Raw genomic sequence first — 20,164 nt, forward strand, 5'->3', positions numbered from 1 at the left:
GTGAAACGAATCGTGCAAGTTGTTTTGCATGACGCAAAAAGGAGCATACTCCAGACGGGGGAATCCTATTGGAATATGAATTCCCATCCAATGCTAAAGTGCGAAGAACGGTTCAATCTCTGCCGGATTTTCATTGTTGGGATGCAGGAAGGTTGGCACCTCGCTGTCCGGGGGCAGCAGAAGGTAAATTCCAAAAGGCATCTTGGCGGAAACCCAGTTGCGTGGTCGGCGATAGATGAATTCAGTTCGGGTTTGTGAATAAAGCAGGAACTCGTTTTCCTTGGCATCGTCAAAGGCCTTCCACAGAAGACTTTCAAAAATGTCGCCGTTGTCGGCAAAGAGGAAGTTTAAGTATTTAAAGTTAAATCCGGCTTCGATCTTCAGTCGCGAATAAGGTTTGGTCAACGTGCGAGTCCAACCCAGCATTTTGCCGAATTTCAGGAACTGGCGGAAATTATGCGCTCGCAGCGAATACTGCATAGGTATGAATTCCTGCATTCCTCCTGCAGACCACGGGGCCACGCAACCGACGATGTTTTCGTTTTTGTCGAAAGCGATAATGAAATCTTCCAGCTTCAGGCCCTTCCAGCGTTCCAGTTTGTCAAAGAAGCTTGGCACATCCCATGCGGTGGCCAGATCTCTTTTGCGGGACTTCTGGGTGATATAATGAATGAGCGCATCCACATTCGCCAGACTGCCTCGGCGCAGGCGTAAGTGAGGCAGGGGATTGCTGGCCCAAGGCAGGCGTCCATGCACGGACACCATGTTAAAGCGCCGGAACAGATGGTAATTCGGAAGGGGGCGCTTCAAAGTGCGTGGACGGACAAAGGCATTCAGAGCCTGCACGTCAGCCATGCTCATCACAGAAAACAGATATTTGCTTCCCAAAGTCTGGGACACTTCGTTCATGACGGGCAGAAAGTGCTGGGACCACTCCAGAACCGCCCGGCGGTTGGAGGAAATACGCAGATCGCGTCCGAAGGCCACTCTGGTGATGCTTCCGTCCAGCAAAACATCACGGACTACGAAGCTGGCCATACCCTCAAGCTTTCCTTCATCGTCCTTAAGCTGATAAGTCAGGTACTGCTCGGCCTGCACATCGTAGGGAGCAAAAAAGTCACCATCGCGATCAATTTTGATTTCAACCAGGCCTTTGAGTGGAAAACTTTTATAGAACTCCACCAGTGCTTTGGAGTCCTCGGGTTTGGCTATCTCAAGTTTCATTTAAGTCTTCTTCCAAAGAACATCCGACACGCCATTTTTCTGATTGGCCCAGCGAGCAGCTACAAAAAGATAATCACTCAGACGATTGAGGTACTGCAAGGTATTGCTGTAGCGTTCGTCATGAACGGCGATCTCTGCGGAACGGCGCTCGCTGCGGCGACACAAAGTGCGCGCTACATGCAGGTGCGCAGCCGCCGGATGACCCGCCGGCAAAATGAAATTGCGCAGTTCGGGAAGCTCGACAGTCAGTTCGTCAATTTGGGTTTCCAGATAGCGGATCTGTTCATCCGTGATCGGAGGCAGTAATTTAAAGACTTCGTCTTTTTCGGTGGCCAGTAGGCTTCCGATGTTGAACAGCTCATTTTGGATCTTTTCCAGAGTGGCATTGAGAGCTGACATGGCCGGCAGGGGATCCAGATGCGTACGAACGACGCCCAGATAGCTGTTTAATTCATCCACAGTCCCATAGGCTTCCACACGCGGATTGAATTTTTCAACACAGGAACCATCCACCAAGCGGGTGTTGCCTTTGTCGCCGGTGCGCGTATAAATTTTTGCCTTGGGAGCATTCGTCATAGATTTGACCCTTCTTGTATTTAGTGTCACGGTTAAGGTCTATTAGGTCAAGAAGTGAGAGTGTTATGGCAAATGAAGTCCCCTTGATTGTGACGATCCCCCATTCTGGTGAAAAAGTTCCGGCACAGACGCCGTGGCTGAATACCTTACCTGAAGAAGTTTTGATGTGTGACGTCGATCGTTATGTGGACTTTTTGTATGAACCCACTTTGCACAAGTTGAATATCCCCTTTGTGAAGACGGAGTGGCATCGATATGCCGCCGATCTGAATCGTGTGCCCGAAGATGTGGACGCAAGTTCCGTGATTGGCAACAGCAATCCGGCGGGAATGCACAATCGTGGTTTTCACTGGGTGATCACAACTTATAAGCATCAGTTGATGCCAGGACCCATGCCACAGCAGACTCACGATGAACTGGTGAAACTTGTCTATGAACCTTTCCATGCCGGAGTTCGCAAGCTTTATTCGGATCTTCATGCCCAAGGTTTTACGAAAACTTATCACATCGACGCGCACAGCATGCCTTCTGTCGGGACCAGTGAGCACCGCGATCCGGGCGAGTTGAGAGCGGATATCGTTGTCAGTGACAGCAAGGGGAAAAGTTGTGATCCGCGCTTCAAGGATCTGGTGATTGCGGCCTATGCGACCGCAGGCTTCAAAGTCGGCTATAATTGGCCGTACTTTGGCGGTCGTGTCACAGAGCAGTATGGTGATCCCAAACGTGAACAGCATACGCTGCAGGTGGAGCTCAATCGCTCGCTGTACATGGATGAAAAGACCAAAAAGCTCAAACCCGAGGAAGCTCGCAAGGTGCAGGATAAACTGCTCGCAGCCGTGAGTTATGTCCGCAACAATTTGCTGCATATAATGTAGGGCGTCGAAAAGCCAAAAAGCATGGTCTTAAAAGCCGATCTAAATTATTGATAGCTATTCGAAAATTAATATTTTCTGATGACCGAATTGATTAGGTCATCGGAATAAATGGCTCTCAATAAGGTTTGGATAAGACCCCTATGTCCCAAAAGTCTCTTATAAAAAGAATCAACAAGCCCTTGGCTTCCTTAAAGCTGGCCGTTTTTATTATCGTGTCCATGGCGGCGATCACGGCTGTCGGAACTTTCGTTGAAGCAAAATACGACGCCTATGCCGCAAAAAAATTAGTTTACGACACCTGGTACATGTACAGCGTGCTGGGGCTTTTGGTGATCAATCTGACGGCGGTGATGGTGGATCGTCTGCCTTGGAAAAAGCGTCACGTGGCTTTCGTGCTGGCTCACATCGGGATTATTATTTTGTTGGCAGGTTCTTGGTTGACATGGAAATGGGGCCTGGATGGCTCGATGCGTGTGGGTATTGGGGAAAGCAATAACTTCGTGCAAACCGCAGAAACCGACATGGTGGTGTACACCTCTTTTGACGGCGACCGCTATTCCAAGACTCTGGAACAGGAAGTGGACTTCTTCCGTTCTCCGCCAACACGGGAAAAACCTTTTGTCATTCCGGCCTATGAAGGCGAAATCAAAGTTGTCGATTACAAGAAATACGTTGTTCCTTCGCGCAAAGTTGTAGAGGGGGAAGTCGGTAAGGCCGGGGCGGGTCTGCGCTTCCAACTGCAAAATGACAATGTGAATGTGATCGAATGGATCGTTCAGAAAAAACCAAACGCACTGGCCAGTCATAATTTCGGTCCGGCGCAGATCTTCCTGGGGCCGGCTCCAGAAAAGCCTCGCGGAGCCAATGAAATTTTCCTGACTCCGGAAAAAGACGGGCTTCGCTATGTGGTTTTCCAAAAAGACTCTGCCAAGCCTTTGAAGAAGGGCTTTGTGAAAGAAGGCGACGTGTTTGATCCGGGCTTTAAGATGGCCTTGCAGTTCCGTGTTCTGCGTTTTATGCCGGCCGCGATGGAAGACTGGGATCTCAAGGATATGCCTCGGCCGACGCCGCTGACGACCTCTGCGGTGAAAATCATTTTCGACGGCAAAGAGCACTGGGTGCTCTTGAATGATATGGTGAAACTTTTCACCAACAATGCTGTTTATCTTCTGACCTATGGCAATCGCCGTATCGACATCAACTTCCCGCTGAAGCTAAAAAGCTTCAATGTGGCCCGCTATCAGGGCACGATGAGAGCGGCGGCCTACGAAAGTGTTGTCGAGGTTCCTGAATTGGGTGAGCATCTGATTTCTATGAATGAGCCTTTGAAGTACAAAGGTCTGACGATTTATCAGGCCAGCTTCCAGGAAGAAGAAGGTCGCCCGGTGGCGTCCATCTTCTCGGTGAATCACGATCCGGGGCGCTTCCTGAAGTATCTGGGGTCTCTGGTGTTGTCACTGGGGATTGTTTTGTTAATGTGGTTTAAGCATCTGGATTTCAAACTCGCTCGCAGTAAAGCGGCAGGGAAAAACGAATGAAAAAATTAATGCTCGTTATCGCATCATTGTTGGTGAGCTTCGGAGCTATGGCAAAGCCGGGGGACGCGTTGAAGTCTTTACCGGTTCAGGACGGCGGCCGTATCAAACCTTATGACAGCTTTTCCAAGGAAATGCTGGAGATCATCTATGGCAAAACGAAGTTTGAAGGTCGCAACGCGACTGAAATCGTATTGACCTGGATGCTTTCTCCGCAAGCTTGGGAAGGTAAAAAGATCTTTGAGGTGCGCAATCACCAGGTTCTGAAGGCTTTGAATCTTCCCAGTGATCAGCGTTATTTCACTGGCGCAGAGCTTTTTGCCGGGGATCGTTTCACGCTGCTGCGGCAGGAGCTTCAGGCCAAGCGTGAGACCAAAGAAAAGCTGGATCCTTATTTCCAGGCTTTGCAGCGTTTGGAAAACCAGTTCTTTATCTTCCAGGAAATCGCTGCGGGTCGAATGCTGAAAGTGGTTCCTCCCAAAGAAGGCGACGCGTGGATCGCGGTGGCAGACTTGCCAGAACCTTTGCAGGAAAAGTTCCTGGATGTGACCAAGGCCTTTGTGACTCACTTGGGGGCCATTGCGTCTCAAGGGGATCAAAGTGCGACAGGCAAAGCTTTGGATGAAGCGGTTGTGAAATTTGAAGAGGTGGCTAAGGCGGAAAATCCGTCTTTGTACACGCTCGGTGGCAAGATTACGGCGGAAGTGCACTATAATGACTTCCATCCCTTCCGTTGGGCCTACATCTTCTACTTCCTGGCATTCACAGTTTTATTGCTGGTTTGGGCGTTGAGCAAAGAATCCCTGATGAAGGTGGCCTGGGTTCTGATTGCCATTGGATTTATCCTGAACACCTACGGCTTCGGTTTACGCATGTACATCATGGATCGTGCGCCTGTTTCCAATATGTATGAAACAGTTGTCTGGGTGGCTTGGGGAACAGTGCTGTTCGCGGCGATTCTGGAGCTTATCTATAAGTATCGTTTGATTTTAATGGCGGGGACCTTGGTGGGGGCGTTCGGGTTGGTGATTGCCGACTTTGCGCCGGCGGTTTTGGATCCGACGTTGCAGCCCTTGGAGCCTGTGTTGCGCAGTAACTACTGGCTGACCATCCACGTGATGACTATCACTATCAGTTACGCAGCCTTCTTCCTGGCGTTTGGCTTGGGGGATATTGGTTTGATTTATTATCTGCGTGGTGAGGAGAAATTCCAGCCGCAGATCAAAGCGATCACTATGAGTATTTATCGCGCGATGCAAATCGGTGTCGCGTTCCTGGCGCCGGGAATCATCCTTGGCGGTATTTGGGCGGATTATTCGTGGGGCCGTTTCTGGGGTTGGGACCCGAAAGAAACTTGGGCTTTGATCGCGCTTCTGGGGTACCTCGCGGTTCTTCATGCTCGCTATGCGGGGATGTTGAAGCATTTTGGAATGGTAGTGACAGCAATTATCACTTTCTCTTTGGTGATCATGGCTTGGTATGGAGTGAACTTTGTGCTTGGCGCGGGGCTTCATTCTTACGGCTTTGGTGCTGGAGGCGTGGAGTATGTGTCTGCCTTCGTGGCAGTTCATATCTTGTTTGTGATTTATGTCAGTGTAGTTAGGCAAGGGAAAGGGAAGAAGGCTGCGAAGTAGTCTGAAACTGGCTTGCACATTTTTTGGGCGAAAGGTGCCTGAGTCTCCTTCTTTTTCATTTTGTTTGCAAAAAGAATATGGACAACTGGACTTTTACACCATTAAATAGGAGCAAACTAAAATTAGGACAGCATTCGTTTGTCTTTGGCCCACATCGTAATGAGTTAGCGAAGGATGATTATGCATCGGGTATTCAAAAGAACAGCGGCGGGCGCAATTGCGTTTATTGGCGCGCTCATGGTTACAACACTTCTCACAGGCTGCAAATTCCAGCCAGGTTGGGGATATAATAAAGGATACGCTCCAGAACAGCCGATTCCTTTTGATCACTCCCTGCATGCCGGTACACACAAAATTCAGTGTCAGTACTGCCACAACCAGATTGAGAGAACAAAGCATGCAAACATTCCTGCACTGTCAACGTGCATGAACTGTCACTTGCAGGTGGCGACGGATAAGCCGAACATTCAAAAGCTTCGTGAAGCTTATGACAACGGTGACTCCATCGAATGGACACGCGTTCACATGCTTCCTGACTTTGTTCACTTCAACCACAATGCGCACATTGCAAAAGGTGTGAACTGTCAGACGTGCCACGGTCCGATCGAGACTATGGCGAAAGTTCAACAGTTCTCTGACTTGTCCATGGGTTGGTGTGTGAACTGTCACCGTCAGCCAGAGAACAAGGCTCCTCTTAACTGCTCAACTTGTCACTACTAAGGGTTTGGTACAATGTCTGAACATCATCATGATCATGATCACGATCTAGAAATGAAAAAAGCGCTTCGCCCGAAAGTGGAGCGCGATACAAAATACTGGAACAGTCTTGAGCAATGGAGCAACGATCCAGAGTTCAACAAGATTGCCTCTACGGAATTCCAGTCCTCTCCTTTGCGTGAGGCGGATGACGAAGGTGGTTGGGCACGTCGTGAGTTCCTGAAACTTATGGGTGCATCTATTGCAATGGCGTCTGCGGGTTGTATCCGTCGTCCCGTGCAAAAAATCGTTCCTTACAACAAGCAACCTGAAGAAGTGACTTTGGGTATTGCGAACTACTACTCTTCCGCTTACTTCGATGGCTCTGATGCTTTGGGTGTTTTGATTAAAACACGCGAAGGTCGTCCTATTAAAATCGAAGGCAACCCTGGTAATCCATTCAGCGTCAGTGGTTTGAGCATCCGTTCTCAAGCTTCTTTGATGTCTTTGTATGATCCTGAAAGACTGAAAGGTCCTCAGCGCAATCTTTTCAATGAAAAGAAAACCAACAGCCAGGTGATCGACACCAAGTGGGAAGAGTTGGATAAAAAAGTTGTTGAGCAACTTAAAAAAGGTGACGTTGTTATCCTGACAGGTAACGTGGCGTCTCCGGCGACTCGCGCTGTGATCGGTGATTTCGCACAAGGTTTCAAAGCGAAACACGTGGTTTGGGAAGCTTTGGCAAACGACGATGTTCGTGAAGGGCAAATCGCTTCTTACGGCGACAACGTGGTTCCGGCATTCCGCTTTGATAAAGCGAAAATGATCGTTTCCATCGATGCAGACTTCCTGGGTACTTGGATCTCTCCAACAGCGTTCACCAATCAGTTTGTTGAAGGTCGTAAAGACATCAAAAACATGAATCGTTTGGTTTCTTTTGATTCCAACTATTCTTTGACAGGCGCGAACGCGGACATCCGCATGAAAATCAAGCCGTCCCAGCAACTTGATGTTGTGATGGGTCTTCTTCATGAAATCATCGTGAAGAAGGGCGTTTCTGCACACGCTGGCAACGGCGCTGTGAAGGCGGCTTTGGCTCCATTTGCGGATGTGGCTAAAAAATTGAATGTGGAACCAGCATTGTTCGCGAAAGTGGCTACGGATCTTTGGGCTAACCAAGGTTCTTCTTTGGTTGTTGCAGGTGGCATCACCACTCTGACTGAAAAATCCAAAGAACTTCAAGTGGCTGTGAACTTCCTGAACTCCATCCTGGGTAACGACGGTAAAACTGTTGACCACAAAGGTGGAAACCCGGCTCACAAAGCTTCTTACTCTGATCTTGCAAATCTGATCGCGGACATGAAAGGTGGTAAAGTTAAAACTTTGATCATCCACCGTGTGAATCCGGCGTTCGTATTGCCTGCGGAAATGGGCTTTGCAGATGCAGTTAAAAAAGTCGACATGGTTATCTACACAGGCGACCGTATCGATGAAACAGGTGTGTATGCGGACTACATCACTCCAGACAACCACGCGTTGGAATCATGGAGCGATATGGAGTTGGCTGCGGGTGTTTACAGCATCTGCCAACCAGCTATCCGTCCTATGTACGACACTCGTTCTTTCCAGTTGTCTTTGATGACTTGGGCTTACCTTGCAAATCAAGGTCCGGCTCGTCTTCGCGACTACGAAACGTTCTATGACTATCTTCGTGTGTTCTGGAAGTCCGACATCTATCCGAAGTATGGCAAAGGTCAGAACTTCGAAGACTTCTGGCAGTCCGTTCTGCAAAAAGGTTATGTGGGTGAGTTGAACTCCGGTTCTTCCGCGCGCTCCTTCAAGTTGGATGCTTTCACATCCATCAAGCCGGCAGCGGCTAAAGAAGGCTTTGAATTGGCTCTTTATGCAACTTCTCAGCACGGCGATGGTTCCTTGGCGAACGTTTCCTGGTTGCATGAACTTCCAGATCCAGTGACCAAAGCTGTTTGGGACAACTACGTGATGGTTTCTTTGGCGACTGCCGAGAAACACGGTTTGAAACAGGCCACTGTTGTTGAGCTGACTGTAGGGGATAAAACTCTAGAGCTTCCAGTGTTGATCCAACCGGGTCTGCATGACGATGTCCTTGCTGTGGCAGTGGGCTTCGGTCGTACACGCGCTGGTAAAGTTGGTAACGGCATCGGTAAGAACGCCTTCGCTGTTATGTCTGCAAAAGACGGCAAAGTTTTGGCTGCCGGTCTGACTGCGACCTTCAAGAAAACTTCCAAGAAGTATGAGCTTGCGATCACGCAAGGTCACCACACAATGGAAGGCCGCACGATCGCGGTTGAAGCGACATTGGCTGATTACAATAAAAAGAAATCTACGGGCATCCCGCATCCTCACGTATGGTCCATCTGGTCCGGCCACGAATACAGTGGTCACAAGTGGGGTATGGCAGTAGATCTTCACTCTTGCACAGGCTGTTCTTCTTGCGTGATTGCATGTCAATCCGAGAACAACATCCCAGTTGTAGGTAAGAGATACGTTATCGAAGGCCGTGAAATGCACTGGTTGCGTATTGACCGTTACTACATCGGCAATCCAGCAGATGCAGAAGCTGTCTTCCAGCCGGTGATGTGCCAACACTGTGACAATGCTCCGTGCGAGACGGTCTGTCCGGTTCTGGCGACAGTTCACTCTGACGAGGGTCTGAACGACATGGTTTACAACCGTTGCGTGGGAACTCGTTACTGCGCGAATAACTGCCCTTACAAAGTTCGTCGTTTCAACTGGTTCAACTATGCGAAGTTGATCGAAAAGCCGTTGCACATGGCTTTGAACCCATCCGTGGGCGTTCGTACTCGCGGGGTGATGGAAAAATGTACATTCTGCGTTCAAAGAATCCAGGATGCAAAAACCGTTGCTCGTAATGAAAAACGTCAGTTGAAAGACGGGGACGTCAAGGTTGCCTGCCAAACTGCATGTCCTGCAGGTGGTATCGTATTCGGTGACTTGAACGATCCAAACAGTGCTGTAGCTAAGATCTTCAAAACTGAAGAGCGTGGTTATGCACTTCTTGAAGAATGGCATGCGAAACCATCGGTTCGCTACCTTTCCAAGATCCGTAACAATGATAAAGAATCAACTGGTGATCAAAAAGGTCACGGTACTGCAAAACAAGGTGAGCACTCATGATGAAGCGTAGCCCATTAGTCCTTGGCAATAAAACTTTGAAAGATGTTACTGACGACATCTGCGCTCCAGTGGAACGCTTCCCATCCAAAGGTTGGATGGGAATGTTCCTGGGTGCGAAGACGTTGCTTCTGTTCTATATCGGTATCCTGGCTTCCGTAGTCGGTGTGGGTATCGGTCTTCTAGGGGTGAACAGCCCGGTGTTCTGGGGTACGATGATCGTAACATTCGTATTCTGGATCGGTATCGGTCACGCCGGTACTTTGATTTCCGCGGTTCTGTTCCTGTTCCGTCAAAAGTGGAGAACTTCCGTAGCTCGTACCGCAGAGGCGATGACCGTCTTCGCGGTTATGACCGCGGGTCTGTTCCCGCTGTTGCACACTGGTCGTCCTTGGTTGGATTACTGGTTGTTCCCGTACCCGAATCAACGTGGTCCATTGTGGGTGAACTTCCGTTCTCCGCTTCTTTGGGACGTTTTCGCGGTATCCACTTACGCGACAGTTTCCATGGTGTTCTGGTACATCGGTTTGGTTCCTGACTTTGCGACTATCAAAGATCGTGCGAAAAACAAACTTCGCCGTACTATTTATGGTGCGTTGTCTTTGGGTTGGAGAGGGACTGCGAAGAACTGGTCCCACTACGAAATGGTTTACTTGCTTCTGGCAGGTCTTTCCACGCCGCTGGTTTTGTCCGTTCACACGATCGTATCCTTCGACTTCGCGGTTTCTAACTTGCCAGGTTGGCACACGACGATCTTCCCTCCATACTTCGTTGCCGGTGCGATCTTCTCTGGTTTCGCGATGGTTGTGACCCTGATGACGTTGGTTCGTATTGGATTCCCGGAATTCAAGAACTACGTAACATTGGATCATATGGAAGTGATGAATAAGATCATCATGACCACAGGTATGTTGGTTGGTTACGCTTACGCGTCTGAATTCTTCATTGCATGGTACTCTGGCAACCAATACGAGCGCTTCGTGTTCATCAACCGTGCATTCGGTCCTTACGGCTGGTCTTACTGGATCATGGTATCTTGTAACGTCATCTTCCCTCAGTTGTTCTGGTGGAAGCGTTTCCGTCGTTCTATCCCTGTGATGTTTGTGGTTTCCTTGCTGGTGAACGTGGGTATGTGGTTCGAGCGTTTCGTGATCACTGTGACGTCCTTGCACAGAGACTTCCTGCCGTCTTCTTGGGGTATGTACGCTTGGTCATGGTTTGATACCGGGGTTCTGGTTGGATCCTTCGGTATGTTCCTGACATTGTTCTTGTTGTATCTAAGATTGTTCCCTGCGGTTTCTATCGCAGAAGTGAAGCCCGTATTGCATGTAGGCTACGACGATAAAGGAGGGCACCACTAATGGCTAAATATACTAAAGGTATTGCTGGTATCTGGTTGGAAGAGGCGCAAATCTTGAAAGCAGCTCGCAAAACTCGCGAAGCTGGTTTCAAGAAGTTTGAAGCTATTTCTGCTTATCCTGTTCACGGTATGGAAGAAGCTTGTGGGATCAAAAGATCCTGGATTCCATATGTGGCATTCACCATGGCTGTTGTTGGTTTGACTGCCGGTCTTGGCTTGACTTACTGGACGTCGGCAGTGGACTGGGCAGTGAATGTGGGTGGTAAGCCGTTCTTCAGCTTGCCAGCTTTCGTGCCGATCATGTTCGAATTGACGATCTTGTTCTCGGCATTGTCCTCTGTTGCGGCTTTGTTCTATGCTTGCGGTATTCCGCGCTTGGATCCTCCGGTGATTGATCCGGACCTGAGCTGCCACAAATTTGCGATCTTTATCCCGCACAATGATATCGGTTACGACGAAGCGAAAATTGAACAGATGTTCAAAGAGCTGGGCGCAACTGAAGTGAAGAAGACGGAGTACTAGAAATGAGAAGTCTTGTGAATATTTCTATGCTGGCAACTGCAGGTTTGGCTGTGATGGCTTTGACCAGCTGTGGTCCTCGCGGCAACAAGCCGAACGTGGAACTGATCCAGGATATGATGGTGACTCCGGCAGTTAAAGCTCAGTCTTATGATGCCGATGCTCCTCATCACCGTGGTATGCGTGTTCCTCCTGAAGGGACAGCGCCTGTTGGTTTCGAACCGTACCAATATACGACTGACGTAGAAGGTGCCGCTAAGAATCTGAAAAATCCATTGGCTGGTAAAATGGACGAAGAGACTTTGCTTGTAGGTCAAAAGTTCTACGAGACAAACTGTGCTCTTTGCCACGGTTTCAAAGGTGAAGGCGGCGAGGCTGCGAAGTCCTCTATCTCTGCTAAAATGGCTTTGAAACCACCTGCAGTTGTTTCTGACAAGGTGAAAGGCTGGACAGACGGTCACTTGTATCATGTGATCACAATGGGCCAGGGTGTGATGGGGCCTTATGCTTCCCACATTCCTCAGCAATACCGTTGGCAGGTTGTTAACTATATTCGCTTCCTAGAGAAGCAAGTTGCTAAGTAGGTTGTAAATGGGCGAACACAATCACGTAAATCTACATGTTTCTAAATTCGAGGCTCCGGCGAAGTTGAAAACGCTGAGCTTCGCATTGATCGCTATCGGGATTCTGACGTTTGTTATTGGTTTGATGAAGAACCAGGACAGACTTTGGACTTCTTATTTGGTGGCGTTCTTCTATTTCTCTTGCATGGCTGTCAGCGGTTTGTTCTGGATTGCGATCAACAACGTGGCGAAAGCCGGTTGGTCTGTTTCCATCCGTCGTTATGCAGAGGCGACAACGTCTTTCATTCCAGCGATTCTTGTCGGTGGTCTGATCTTGTTGTTGGGTTTCAAACACCTTTATCCTTGGGCCAACCCAGAGGTGATCGCTGAAAGTCCAGTGATCGCGGCAAAAACGGGTTACCTGAATATGGGTGGTTTTGTGATCCGTTTGTTCATCTTCGCAGTGGGCTGCATGATCTTCCGTCAGGTGATCGTGGGGAACTCTTTGAAGCAGGATAAAACTGGTGACGAGTCCCTGACGACGAAGTCTGTGGCTCCATCTGTTGGTTTCATCGTATTCTACGCATTGATGTTCTCATTGTTCTGCGTGGATCTGTTGATGTCTTTGCTTCCAACTTGGTACTCTACCATCTTCGGAATCTATGGCTTCTCTGGTATGTTCCAGGCGGGTATGGCGTTCCTGGCTATCGTGATCATCTTGATGAAACGCGCTGGCTTGGTAAAGGGTTATGTCACTGAAGAGCACCAGCATGACGTTGTGAAGTACTTGAAAGGCTTCTCTATTTTCTGGGCTTACATTGCGTTTTCTCAGTTCATGTTGATCTGGTACGCTAACATCCCTGAGGAGACAGAGTACTACATCGCTCGTGCTCAAGGCGGCTGGATGAGCATTTCCATGGCGCTTCTGATCTTCCGTTTCGTGGTTCCGTTCCTGGCGTTGTTGCCTCGTGGTGCGAAAAGAAACGACACGAACGTGTTGGCGATCTCTGTTCTGGTATTGGTTATGCAATACGTGGACATCTACTGGATGGTTTACCCGAACTTCTTCGACGGTCACGTGGTCTTCGGATTCTGGGAAATCGGTGTATTCGCTGGTTTCGCGGGTGCCTTCCTTCTGACAATCATGTCCTTCTGGTCTAAGCACAGCCTGGTTCCTGTTAAGGACCCACGCATGCACGAAGCTTTGAATCACCACGTTGCTTACTAAGTAGCACGGTCGGTGGGATTGGCCGGGGGCTTTGGCCCTCAAAACCTTCGGACACATCCTCGCGCAAAGGGAGCCTTTTACTGGCTCCCTTTTTTTATTCTTTTTACTCTTCTGATTGCTACCGCCGCTCTTTCGGGTGCTGCGGAACTTGGTTTTGAGGGCCAAAGCCCCCGGCCAATCCCACCTCATTGCTCTTCTTCAGCATCGGGTACTTCTCCGCCGCCTTGAGGATCTTCTGGCTATTTCGCCTACGGCGAAAGCCGCTTCCCTAAAAGGTGCCTGGTTGTTTTTTCTGGCTACAGCGCGCTACGCTGCTGGTCGCCCTTGGGGGCTGAGGGGGGGGGGAGGGGGGGAAGGTGCCTGGTGTTTTATACATCTATGGTGCGTTAAGGGTGTGTCTTGTTAAGTGTCTTTGTTTTAGCGTGTATTTTGGCTGGTTTTTCGACTTTTCTTGTTTCTCTTCTCTGTTGGCACATTCTTGGGGGTGTGTGGAGGACGTATGAGAAACTTAGTCTCTGTACTTGTGATCTTGCTGCTTCTGACAACCGTGGACTCTTTGGCGGCTTCTTCTTTGAGGTCCCCTCAAACTCAACAGCTCGTGGATCAGTACTATGCAGGCCCCGAGCTCTGGGCTTCCATCTTAGGCAATCCGCCTCGGCCTTTGCCGCCCGAGGATTATCCGCCCGACAATCCCGGCAACCCCGGAAATCCGCCTCCGCATCGCCCGCCCCATTGTCCTCCGGATAATGGGGGTGGGGGAGGCTTTCCCGGGCGATGTGTAGAGGCTGTTTGCAAGCAGCTCAGTCGGTTTGATTGTGACGATAAGGATGATATGTACGAGGTCACCCGCGCCTGTCGCAATGTCAGTGGTCCCTGTGTGACCAGTATTTGCAGTCGGATGTCGCGTTTTTCCTGCGATGAAAAGCTGGAGGTCTTCGAAGTTGCCAATATCTGCCGGGGGTTGGTGGATGTGTCCTGTATCGACTATGTCTGCTCTCGCTTGTCGCGCTTTGACTGTGATGAGTTGTCAGAGCTTCGGCAGATTGCACTTCAGTGTCGCTAGAACATAAAGATAGAGCCCAGTTTCCTGGGCTCTGAGAAGCTTTATTTGCTCATTTCGTCTTTGGCGCCTTTGGCGGCATCGACGGTGGCATCTTTGCCTTCTTCCAGGCGATTGGCGGCTTTCTTTGCGGCGCACTTCATATCGCCTTCCATACAGGCAGCTTCTTCGGTGCGGTGAACGGCTTTCTTTGCCATACGTTTGACTTTGCGACCGGCCTTCTTGGCTTCCACTTTAGCCTCTGCGGCGGCTTCCTTGCTGGCCTCTTTGGCTTTTTGCATTTCTGCGGAAGCCTTGTCTGACAGGGTTGGTTCTTCGGCGTGAGCCATCGAGCTCAGTGCAAGCACGGCCACCATAACTACAAAAATAGATTTCATGTCTTCTCCTTATTGGGTTGTTGAAGTCTTGAATTGAATGGTTTGCGAGTTTTTCTCTGGAGATAGTGGTTTGTATTTTTGCTGTGGTAAATCAGTAATTTAACAATGTTGTTTAAAGCATTCTATACGCCTGTCCACGTGTTCGACGGTGTTCTCAAATATAGACGGGTCTGATCCGTGGGCTTCCGTTTTGCAATGAAGGTCCTTATGCGAAACGAACCCCTTAAGGATCTAATTTATCTCAGTTCGAGTCAGATTCTTCCCCTGTACTTGCAGAAGCTGCGAGGCGTGCGGTGGTATCGCTCACAAAACATGGCTGAGTTAAAGGAAGTTCTTAAGTCTCAACAAGGAGAAGTCCACGTGATTGTCCGCTCTGATTACCTGAGTCTGCGTGCTGTGCAAGCCTTCCTTAGCTGGGGTCATGCTAAAGTTAAAGCGTCTTTTATCTTTATTGCACAAAGTATTGAAAACTCAGTTCATCAGGTGGTTTTGAATCACCCACAGATTCTGGTTTTGCGTGAATCCGAAAGGGAACGCATAGAGGATCTTATAACGCAGCGCCTAAGTGGTAAGAGTGTGCGCAGCCGTAAGCAAGAGCGCATGGCCGTCCTGTCCCAAGTCATGTTGAAGAAGTCCGTGATGGCGGAAAGCTCACCCACCGGAGCCTGGGTTCAGTTCTTGCGCGAGGGGATGATGGTGGACTTTTCCTCTGGGGGCGCTCAGATCACTTTGGGCGATGAACCGGTGCAAAGGAAGGACTTCATAAGTTTGATGTATAAGAACCAGCATGGGACTTGGGTTTCTGTGGAATCGCAGGTTCGTTGGGTGACTCAATCTCCCGAAGGCAATCAGGTCATTGGGGTCCAGTTCCTGGCCGTTTCCTAGCTTCCGGCAGCGCTGATTTGGGGTTGACCCTGACCCCTTGCGGGATTACTACTAATGTGATGCAAATGCGCAATTATTCATCACATTTTCTAACCTGTCCCGCTCGTTTCGCGACGGACTTTTCATGCTCCGGTGAAGCCGGAGTGCAAGCAAACTAATGTCACAAATTACTATCATTCTGCCGGATAACTCTACGAAGGTTTTTGATCATGAACCAACGGCGCTGGAAGTGGCGCAATCTATTGGTCCTCGTTTGGCCAAAGAAACCCTGGGTGCGAAGCTCAATGGATCCAACGAGATCTCTGATTTCCGCACACCTTTGAAAGATCAAACCAAAGTGGCCTTGATCACCACCAAAAGCCCTGAAGCGGTGGAGGTGATTCGTCACTCTTGCGCGCACATCATGGCTCAGGCTGTTCAGGATATCTGGCCGGAAGTGAAAGTGACCATCGGCCCGGTGATCGATAACGGGTTCTATTATGACTTCGATTCTCCATTTGCCTTCACGGAAGAGCATTTCGAAAAAATCGAAAAGAAGATGTCTGATATCGTCGCTAAAGACCTGCCAATCCGCCGTGAAAACTGGCCGATTGCCAAAGCCATTGAAACTTTCAAAGGCATGGGCGAGCGCTTCAAAGTTGAATTGATCGAAGACCTGGCAAGCAAGGGCGAAACTGTTGTTGGTATCTACTTCAACGGAGAAGGTTGGTTTGACCTTTGCCGTGGACCTCACGTGCAAAGCACAGGACAGATCAAAGCCTTCAAGCTTCTTTCTGTGGCCGGTGCTTACTGGAGAGGGGATGAAAAGAACGCCCAGCTTCAGCGTGTCTATGCAACAGCATTCGGTGATAAAAAGGACCTGGAACAGTATCTTCACAATCTGGAAGAAGCCAAAAAACGCGATCACCGCAAGCTGGGTAAAGAACTGGGCATGTTCATGTTCCATGAATACGCTCCAGCGTCTCCATTCTTCACGGGCAAGGGCACGGTTGTTTACAATGAACTTGTGAACTACATCCGTGAGCTTTACCTGCAGTACGACTATCAGGAAGTGATCACGCCGCAGGTGTTTGATACGGAATTGTTCAAAAAGTCCGGTCACTATGCGAACTACAAGGACAACATGTACTTCACCAAGCTGGATGAGCGTGAAAATGCTCTGAAGCCGATGAACTGTCCAAGTCACTGTCTTTTGTTCGGAGCAGAAAAGCACTCTTACCGTGAGCTGCCTTTGCGTATTGCGGACTTCGGTCGTTTGCACCGCTATGAAAAATCCGGCGCGATCCACGGGATCACGCGTGTTCGTACGTTCTGTCAGGATGACGCGCACATCTTCTGTTCTTTGGATCAGTTGAAGGTGGAAATTTCCCGCTTCGTGGAAATGCTGAATAAGATTTATCAGACTTTGGGCATGCCAAACTATAAGATCCTTTTGGCGACTCGTCCGGAAAATAAAATGGGTGATGATTCCATCTGGGATCGTTCTGAAGGGGCTTTGGCAGACGCATTGAATGATCTGAACCTGCCATTTGCATACTCTCCGGGAGAGGGCGCCTTCTATGGACCAAAGTTAGAGTTCCACTTTGTGGATGCTTTGGGCCGTTCTTGGCAGACGGGCACCATTCAGGTCGACTTCAATATGCCTGAAGCCTTTGATTTGAAATACACCGGCGAAGACAACAAAGAACACCGTCCCGTAATGCTTCACAGAGCGGTTTTGGGGTCCTTGGAGCGCTTTATCGGGGTTTACCTGGAGCATACGGCCGGTCATTTGCCGCCGTGGTTGTGTCCAACTCAAGTGGCAATCTTGAACGTCACAGACCGTGTGAACACGTTCTGTGAAGAAGTCATGAAACTTCTCAAAGACCACAAAGTTAGAGTTGAATTTGACCGCCGTAATGAGAAGCTAAATTATAAGATTCGTGAGGCCCAGCTTCAGAAGATCCCATACATGATTATCGTGGGGGATAAAGAGGCTGAAACTCGCACCGTGTCTCTTCGTCTGCGTGATGGTTCAGAACACAAAGGTCTGACTGTCGATCAGGTGATGAGCACGATTTTGGATGATATTAATAAACGACAACTTCAGTCTTCACTTGCGAAGGCTGCAGCGACTAACTAAAACCCTGGAGGTTTCCCATTAGCAAGTTTGAAGGTAATTTTAGAGGCGGCGGTCGCTTTGACCGTAACAAAAAAGACTCTAAAGACTCTTTGAGAGTCAACCGTGAGATCCGCGCGCAACAGATTCGTGTTATCGACGATGAAGGTAACATGTTGGGTGTGATGACTGTTCCTGAGGCGTTACGTATTGCTGAAGATAGAGGCCTCGATCTTCTTGAGATTGCTCCAACAGCGACTCCACCGACATGTAAAATCATGGACTACGGCAAGTGGAAGTACGAGAAAAAGAAGCAGGCCACTGCGGCTCGTAAGAAACAAACCGTTGTAACAATCAAAGAGATCCAAATGCGTCCGCGCACGGACCAGCATGACTTTGAAACCAAGATGAACCACGCCCGTCGTTTCCTTTTGGATGGTGACAAGGTGAAGGTTTCCTTGCGCTTCATGGGTCGTGAAATGGCCCACCAAGAGCTGGGCATGGAAGTCATGAAAAAGTGTATCGCTTTTGTTGACGATCTGGCTTTGGTTGAATCTCAACCGAAGATGGAAGGTAAGAACATGTTCCTGATGCTGGGTCCAGACCCACTCAAGATCAAAGAATACCAGAAGCTTCATCCGAACAAGTCCAAGCAAGACACCAAAGAACTTGCTGAACTTGAAGAAGTCGAAGAAGACGACGAAGAGTAAAAGGTACCTGCTAAAAGGTGCCTACTGCCGTACCCTCCGCAGGAGGGCCCACCGACAGTTATGCAGAAACGTTGCGTAAAAAATCTAAAAGCCCTCGTTAAAAGCGGGGGCTTTTTTGTTGCAAGATGGAGTGGGGTTTTTGCCCTGCGCCTTGGAGGATGTATGAAGGCCGTGGTTCAGCGTGTGCAGCAGGCTTCCGTTGTTGTGGATGGCGTGGAGATCTCCCGCATTGAGCGTGGTTTCCTGACTCTTTTAGGGGTTGCCAAAGGGGACACCGAAGAGCAGCTGCAGAAACTGGTTCAAAAAATCCTGGCACTGCGAATTTTCCCCGATGAATCCGGCAAGATGAATCTATCGCTCAAAGATGTCGGGGGGGAGCATTTGATTGTGTCTCAATTCACGTTGCTGGGGGATGCCTCTAAGGGAAATCGTCCCAGTTTCATCAACGCCGAGGCCCCGGATATTGCCAAGGCCTTCTATGAAAAGGCCCTGGCACTCAGTCAGTCGCAAGGTGTTCCCACGCAAGGTGGGGTCTTTGGCGCTGATATGAAGGTCAGTCTGCTGAACGATGGCCCGGTGACTTTGATTCTTGAAGTTTAGAAGTTTTTAGCCACGCCACAAGGTGGAAAGCCAGCGCCAGACCTCAATGCGTCGTTCGCCAATATCAAAATGGTTTCCATCGAACTCGATATAGTCATGAGCGATCTGGTTTTGTTTTAATAGTTCTGAAATCTGGCGGCAGCCGTACTGCAGGTGGAAATTGTCCTTGCTGCCAACATCCAGATAAATACCTTGAGTCTGTTTCAGGGCAGCTATTCTTTCTGCCAAAAAGTGCAGGGGGTCTTTGCTCAAAAACATCTTCCAGACATTTTCATCTTTACGGCCATCACGTAAAAGTGGGAAATGGAAATCACCATGATCGCCTTTAGGGGCATAACAAGCCGCCATCCCGAAGGCATTAAGCAGAGTGTGCCAGTTGCGATTTTTGGTCAGGCGCCCATTGCGCAATTCCTCCAGCGCCTTCAAGCCTGATTGATATTTTTCCCACAGGGGCAGGGCTTGATAGAACTCCCCCAGCAGACTGGCTTCAAAAAAAGAATCCGGGGCAATGGCGGCGATCATGCCAAACACATCAGGATACTTTGATCCCAGGTGCAAAGCTCCGTAACCGCCGCTGGAGCCTCCGGTGACACACCAATGGTTGCGTGTGGTTGCCACAGGGTAAAGGGACTTCACGGCCGGAATAAGCTCAATCATGATGTAGTCTTCATAGTTTCCTGTTGCCGCGGAATTAACGAACTGCGAGCCTCCCCAGGTTGTCAGAGCATCCACAAAAACATAAAGAGCCTGTGGGGCTTCGCCTTTGTTGGCGGCTTCAAGAATCACTTGGACCGGATTTTGTTCGTTGAATTTGGGGTTAAAGGAAAATGGCGCATTTCCGGTGAAACCACTGAGGACCACAACCACAGGCCACGGTCCGGGGGCTTGCGGGACCAGAAGGGGATTAAAGCGCACGTGCGGATCTTTCAGGGGATTGCTTCTTAAAACTTCGCTTTCGATTCGCAATGTTTCGATTTTGAATTGGGGCGTTTCATAAGCGCGATAATTTGGCAGAATTTCAGTTGTTAGCATGAGTGAAATTCTGCCACG

General features: G+C 49.3%; 18 protein-coding genes. 14 read left to right on the forward strand and 4 right to left on the reverse strand.

Annotation, left to right across the window (positions count from 1 at the left end):
- Positions 1–93 precede the first annotated feature (93 nt).
- A complete protein-coding gene (locus ACZ50P_RS07045) occupies positions 94–1,224 on the reverse strand; it encodes a hypothetical protein (protein WP_464134599.1) in 1,131 nt (376 codons plus the stop codon).
- Positions 1,225–1,800 (reverse strand): cob(I)yrinic acid a,c-diamide adenosyltransferase, encoded by a 576-nt coding sequence (locus tag ACZ50P_RS07050; RefSeq protein WP_464117233.1) that lies wholly within the window; start codon positions 1,798–1,800, stop codon positions 1,225–1,227. It abuts the gene before it with no gap.
- A gap of 65 nt (positions 1,801–1,865) precedes the next feature.
- On the opposite strand from ACZ50P_RS07050, the gene ACZ50P_RS07055 reads away from it, so the two are divergent.
- The 10 genes from ACZ50P_RS07055 (at position 1,866) to ACZ50P_RS07100 (ending at position 14,447) form a co-directional block, all read left to right on the forward strand.
- Positions 1,866–2,675 (forward strand): N-formylglutamate amidohydrolase, encoded by an 810-nt coding sequence (locus ACZ50P_RS07055; RefSeq protein ID WP_464134601.1) that lies wholly within the window; start codon positions 1,866–1,868, stop codon positions 2,673–2,675.
- A gap of 140 nt (positions 2,676–2,815) precedes the next feature.
- Entirely contained in the window at positions 2,816–4,213 is a 1,398-nt protein-coding gene (locus ACZ50P_RS07060) for a cytochrome c biogenesis ResB family protein (RefSeq protein WP_464134604.1), read from the forward strand.
- On the forward strand, positions 4,210–5,844 hold the full coding sequence (locus ACZ50P_RS07065) for a cytochrome c biogenesis protein (RefSeq protein WP_464134607.1): 1,635 nt from the start codon (positions 4,210–4,212) through the stop codon (positions 5,842–5,844). The genes ACZ50P_RS07060 and ACZ50P_RS07065 overlap by 4 nt, the downstream gene beginning before the upstream one ends.
- 180 nt (positions 5,845–6,024) lie before the next feature.
- Positions 6,025–6,564, forward strand: coding sequence for a cytochrome c3 family protein (locus ACZ50P_RS07070; RefSeq protein WP_464134609.1), 540 nt, complete (start codon positions 6,025–6,027; stop codon positions 6,562–6,564).
- A gap of 12 nt (positions 6,565–6,576) precedes the next feature.
- The gene (locus ACZ50P_RS07075; RefSeq protein WP_464134612.1) at positions 6,577–9,717 is read left to right on the forward strand and encodes a TAT-variant-translocated molybdopterin oxidoreductase; all 3,141 of its coding nucleotides are present in this window, start codon (positions 6,577–6,579) and stop codon (positions 9,715–9,717) included.
- Entirely contained in the window at positions 9,714–11,075 is a 1,362-nt protein-coding gene (gene nrfD, locus ACZ50P_RS07080) for an NrfD/PsrC family molybdoenzyme membrane anchor subunit (RefSeq protein WP_464134615.1), read from the forward strand. The genes ACZ50P_RS07075 and nrfD overlap by 4 nt, the downstream gene beginning before the upstream one ends.
- Positions 11,075–11,596 carry a DUF3341 domain-containing protein gene (locus ACZ50P_RS07085; protein WP_464134618.1) on the forward strand — a complete coding sequence of 174 codons (522 nt, stop codon included), beginning with the start codon at positions 11,075–11,077 and terminating at the stop codon, positions 11,594–11,596. The genes nrfD and ACZ50P_RS07085 overlap by 1 nt, the downstream gene beginning before the upstream one ends.
- A 2-nt stretch (positions 11,597–11,598) precedes the next feature.
- Entirely contained in the window at positions 11,599–12,177 is a 579-nt protein-coding gene (locus ACZ50P_RS07090) for a c-type cytochrome (RefSeq protein WP_464134620.1), read from the forward strand.
- A 7-nt stretch (positions 12,178–12,184) separates the two neighbouring features.
- Positions 12,185–13,384: a molybdopterin oxidoreductase gene (locus ACZ50P_RS07095; protein ID WP_464134621.1), complete on the forward strand. Its 1,200-nt coding sequence runs from the start codon at positions 12,185–12,187 to the stop codon at positions 13,382–13,384.
- A gap of 499 nt (positions 13,385–13,883) precedes the next feature.
- The gene (locus tag ACZ50P_RS07100; RefSeq protein ID WP_464134624.1) at positions 13,884–14,447 is read left to right on the forward strand and encodes a hypothetical protein; all 564 of its coding nucleotides are present in this window, start codon (positions 13,884–13,886) and stop codon (positions 14,445–14,447) included.
- A gap of 41 nt (positions 14,448–14,488) precedes the next feature.
- On the opposite strand, the gene ACZ50P_RS07105 is transcribed toward ACZ50P_RS07100, so the two are convergent.
- Positions 14,489–14,821 (reverse strand): hypothetical protein, encoded by a 333-nt coding sequence (locus ACZ50P_RS07105; protein ID WP_464134626.1) that lies wholly within the window; start codon positions 14,819–14,821, stop codon positions 14,489–14,491.
- Positions 14,822–15,028: 207 nt separating this feature from the next.
- Here ACZ50P_RS07105 and ACZ50P_RS07110 point away from each other — a divergent pair, with 207 nt between their 5' ends.
- From ACZ50P_RS07110 to dtd, 4 genes are all read left to right on the forward strand, one after another.
- Positions 15,029–15,706 (forward strand): PilZ domain-containing protein, encoded by a 678-nt coding sequence (locus ACZ50P_RS07110; protein WP_464134629.1) that lies wholly within the window; start codon positions 15,029–15,031, stop codon positions 15,704–15,706.
- 157 nt (positions 15,707–15,863) lie between these two features.
- The gene (gene thrS, locus ACZ50P_RS07115; RefSeq protein WP_464117219.1) at positions 15,864–17,828 is read left to right on the forward strand and encodes a threonine--tRNA ligase; all 1,965 of its coding nucleotides are present in this window, start codon (positions 15,864–15,866) and stop codon (positions 17,826–17,828) included.
- Between the two features lie 89 nt (positions 17,829–17,917).
- Complete coding sequence (infC, locus tag ACZ50P_RS07120; protein ID WP_464134630.1) at positions 17,918–18,514, forward strand: translation initiation factor IF-3; 597 nt, start codon at positions 17,918–17,920, stop codon at positions 18,512–18,514.
- A gap of 162 nt (positions 18,515–18,676) precedes the next feature.
- Complete coding sequence (gene dtd, locus ACZ50P_RS07125; RefSeq protein ID WP_464135192.1) at positions 18,677–19,114, forward strand: D-aminoacyl-tRNA deacylase; 438 nt, start codon at positions 18,677–18,679, stop codon at positions 19,112–19,114.
- Positions 19,115–19,120: 6 nt separating this feature from the next.
- On the opposite strand, the gene ACZ50P_RS07130 is transcribed toward dtd, so the two are convergent.
- Positions 19,121–20,146 (reverse strand): alpha/beta hydrolase, encoded by a 1,026-nt coding sequence (locus ACZ50P_RS07130; protein ID WP_464134633.1) that lies wholly within the window; start codon positions 20,144–20,146, stop codon positions 19,121–19,123.
- Positions 20,147–20,164 lie beyond the last annotated feature (18 nt).

It is taken from the genome of Bdellovibrio sp. CKG001 (assembly GCF_055397465.1).

Bases quoted from the DNA above. Each gene is read 5' to 3' on its own strand.
- ACZ50P_RS07045 (WP_464134599.1), bottom strand. From the start codon at position 1,224: ATGAAACTTGAGATAGCCAAACCCGAGGACTCCAAAGCACTGGTGGAG.
- ACZ50P_RS07050 (WP_464117233.1), bottom strand. From the start codon at position 1,800: ATGACGAATGCTCCCAAGGCAAAAATTTATACGCGCACCGGCGACAAA.
- ACZ50P_RS07055 (WP_464134601.1), top strand. From the start codon at position 1,866: ATGGCAAATGAAGTCCCCTTGATTGTGACGATCCCCCATTCTGGTGAA.
- ACZ50P_RS07060 (WP_464134604.1), top strand. From the start codon at position 2,816: ATGTCCCAAAAGTCTCTTATAAAAAGAATCAACAAGCCCTTGGCTTCC.
- ACZ50P_RS07065 (WP_464134607.1), top strand. From the start codon at position 4,210: ATGAAAAAATTAATGCTCGTTATCGCATCATTGTTGGTGAGCTTCGGA.
- ACZ50P_RS07070 (WP_464134609.1), top strand. From the start codon at position 6,025: ATGCATCGGGTATTCAAAAGAACAGCGGCGGGCGCAATTGCGTTTATT.
- ACZ50P_RS07075 (WP_464134612.1), top strand. From the start codon at position 6,577: ATGTCTGAACATCATCATGATCATGATCACGATCTAGAAATGAAAAAA.
- nrfD (WP_464134615.1), top strand. From the start codon at position 9,714: ATGATGAAGCGTAGCCCATTAGTCCTTGGCAATAAAACTTTGAAAGAT.
- ACZ50P_RS07085 (WP_464134618.1), top strand. From the start codon at position 11,075: ATGGCTAAATATACTAAAGGTATTGCTGGTATCTGGTTGGAAGAGGCG.
- ACZ50P_RS07090 (WP_464134620.1), top strand. From the start codon at position 11,599: ATGAGAAGTCTTGTGAATATTTCTATGCTGGCAACTGCAGGTTTGGCT.
- ACZ50P_RS07095 (WP_464134621.1), top strand. From the start codon at position 12,185: ATGGGCGAACACAATCACGTAAATCTACATGTTTCTAAATTCGAGGCT.
- ACZ50P_RS07100 (WP_464134624.1), top strand. From the start codon at position 13,884: ATGAGAAACTTAGTCTCTGTACTTGTGATCTTGCTGCTTCTGACAACC.
- ACZ50P_RS07105 (WP_464134626.1), bottom strand. From the start codon at position 14,821: ATGAAATCTATTTTTGTAGTTATGGTGGCCGTGCTTGCACTGAGCTCG.
- ACZ50P_RS07110 (WP_464134629.1), top strand. From the start codon at position 15,029: ATGCGAAACGAACCCCTTAAGGATCTAATTTATCTCAGTTCGAGTCAG.
- thrS (WP_464117219.1), top strand. From the start codon at position 15,864: ATGTCACAAATTACTATCATTCTGCCGGATAACTCTACGAAGGTTTTT.
- dtd (WP_464135192.1), top strand. From the start codon at position 18,677: ATGAAGGCCGTGGTTCAGCGTGTGCAGCAGGCTTCCGTTGTTGTGGAT.
- ACZ50P_RS07130 (WP_464134633.1), bottom strand. From the start codon at position 20,146: ATGCTAACAACTGAAATTCTGCCAAATTATCGCGCTTATGAAACGCCC.